This is a genomic window from Pseudomonas sp. 18.1.10 (assembly GCF_024655625.1).
Taxonomy (GTDB): domain Bacteria; phylum Pseudomonadota; class Gammaproteobacteria; order Pseudomonadales; family Pseudomonadaceae; genus Aquipseudomonas.
Map to the genome: position 1 here is coordinate 1 of NZ_JANLGL010000394.1, position 2,782 is coordinate 2,782.

At 63.5% G+C, this 2,782-nt stretch carries 2 protein-coding genes; both read right to left on the reverse strand.

The features are described 5' to 3' along the window. Nucleotides 1-1,573 (reverse strand): condensation domain-containing protein (locus NUV89_RS29030; protein ID WP_257784022.1); only part of this gene is annotated, 1,573 nt, incomplete at its 3' end. Between the two features lie 10 nt (nt 1,574-1,583). Then, nucleotides 1,584-2,782: AMP-binding protein (locus NUV89_RS29035; RefSeq protein ID WP_257784023.1), on the reverse strand; the 1,199-nt coding region annotated here is incomplete at its 5' end.

The window sequence follows — 2,782 nt, forward strand, 5'->3', positions numbered from 1 at the left end:
TCGACTGCTCGCCAAGGCACAGGGCAATCGCGTCGGGGCGTTGCTGTGCCTGGGCAGCAAACAGGCCGTGAACCCCTGCGACATCCGCAAAGGCCGCCCCGCTGCGGTTCCAGCCCTGTAAAAGCTGACGCTGCTCGGCATCCACCAGCAGGCCGAGCTGCGCGACGCGTGTACTGGCGCGCCCAACCACGGCGCGCAGCAAGGTTTGCCAATGCTCGGCCATGCGCTGCACGGTGGCGGCGTCAAACAGATCGGTGGCGTAGGTCAGCGAGGCCCAGATGCCCTCGGGCGATTCCTGGGTGTCCAGGCTCAGGTCAAACTGTGCGCTCTGGCTGTCCCACTCCAGCGCTTCCACGCTCAGGCCGGGCAATTGCTGCTCGCCACGCACGCGGCGGCCTTCGGCCTGATGGTTGAACATTACCTGGAACAACGGGTTGTGGCTCAGGCTGCGCTCCGGCTGCAACGCTTCCACCAGTTGTTCAAACGGCAAGTCCTGATGACTCTGGGCTTCGAGAGCGCGCTGTTTGACCTGGGCCAACAACCGGCTGAAGGTCATGTGCCCGTCGACGTCGGCCTTGAGCACCTGGGTATTGACGAAGAAGCCGATCAATCCCTCGGTTTCTGCGCGATTGCGGTTGGCCACCGGCACACCGACACGAATATCCGACTGCCCGCTGTAGCGATACAACAAGGTCTGGAACGAGGCCAGCAACAGCATGAACAGGGTCACGCCCTCGCGCTGGGCCAACGCCTTGAGGCCGGTGACCAGCGCCGCATCCAGCCCCACTTCCAGGCGTGCCCCGCGATAGCTCTGCACCGCCGGGCGTGGATAATCCAACGGCAATTGCAGCACCGGTTGCTCGCCACCCAATTGCTCGCACCAATACCCCAGCTGCCGCTCTTTTTCACCCGCCTCCATCCAACTGCGCTGCCACAGGGCGTAGTCCGGGTATTGAATCGGCAACTCCGGCAGGCGCAAGTCCTGGCCCTGGCTGTAGGCCACGTACAAACGCACCAGCTCATCAACCATCACCTGCATGGACCAGCCATCGGAAACGATGTGGTGCAACACCAGCACCAGCACGTGCTCGTCCGGCGCCAGTTGCAGCAACTTGACCCGCAGCAGCGGGCCTTGTTGCAAGTCGAAAGGCTGGGCGACCTCAGCTTGCACCCGCGCCTCCAGATCAGCAGCGCCAGCCGTCTCGCAGGCGATCTCAAGCGGCAACTCGGGCGCGACCACTTGCAGCACCTGGTCGACGTCCTGATGCAGGTGGGTACGCAGGCTTTCGTGGCGGGCAATCAGCGTGTCGAAGCTGCGCTGCAAGGCCGCCCGGTCGAGGCGGCCTTTGAGGCGCAAGGCCCGGGGCAAGTGGTACGCCGCGCTGTCACGCTCCAATTGCCACAGGAACCACTGGCGTTCCTGCGCATATGAGAGTCGTAGCGACTCACCCTCCTGGCGCTTGAAAACCGGGGCAATCTCAAACAGGTTGATGCCTTGTTGCTTGAGCATTACCGCCAACGCTTTCTTTTGCTGCGCAGAAAGTGAACCCACCGACTCGATTAATGCTTGCACGCCACGCCCCTCAGGAAATCAATTTATCCAGATCTTCTGCTGATAGACGTTTGAGGGCCTCCAAGGATTTAGCCAATGCATCCTGCACGGGCGAATTATTTGTCTGCTGCGACGCAACCACGGCGCTGAAATCCCCCAGGGTCGGCGCGGTGAAAATCGATTTGACATCGAATTCGGCGTGCAACTGCTCGCGCAGGCGTACCACCACCTGGGTCGCCAGCAGGGAATGCCCGCCGAGTTCGAAGAAGTTGTCGTTGAGGCCGACACGCTCCACGTCCAGTACCTCGGCCCAGATCGCGGCGATCTGCTGTTCCAGTTCGGTATGCGGGGCACGGTACTCACGGGCTTGCTGGTTGGCGTCGACCTTGGGCAGGGCCTTGCGGTCCAGCTTGCCGTTGGGGCTCAGGGGCATTTGCTCCAGCAGCATCCACTGCGCCGGGACCATGTAGTCCGGCAGGTGCCGCGCCAGGTGCGCGCTGAGCACGTCGCGCCAATCGTCGGCGGCGTCTTGCAGGACCAGATAACCCACCAGGTACTTGCCTTCCACCGCCAGCACGGCGGTTTCACGCACCCAGGCATGTTCCAGCAGGCGCGCTTCGATCTCGCCCAACTCGATGCGCAAACCGCGCAGCTTGACCTGATGGTCGATGCGCCCGGCGTACTCGATCACGCCGTCTTCACGGTGGCGCGCCAGGTCGCCGGTGCGGTACAGCCGCTCACCGGCAACGAACGGATGGGCGATAAACCGTTCGGCGGTCAGCGCCGGGCGGCGGTGATAACCACGGGCCAGGCCAACACCCCCCAGGTACAACTCGCCAAGGACGCCAACCGCCACCGGTTCGAAATTGCTGTCGAGGATGTAGCAACCCAGGTTGGCAATCGGCCGGCCAATCGGCACGGCGTCGCGGCCTTCGTCGGTGCAGGTCCAGTGGGTCACGTCGATGGCGGCTTCGGTCGGGCCGTAGAGGTTGTAGAGCCCGGCCCGGGGCAGCTTGGCGAAGACTTGCTGCTGGGCGTCCACCGGCAGGGCTTCGCCGCTGCACACGATGCGTTGCAGGCTCTGGCAGGTGGACACGGTCGAATCCTGCAGGAACGCCTGCAACATCGACGGTACGAAGTGCAAGGTGCTGATCTGTTCGGTGTTAATCAGCTGGATCAGCTTGGCCGGATCGCGATGATCGCCGGGCGCCGCCACCACCAGCCGCGAAC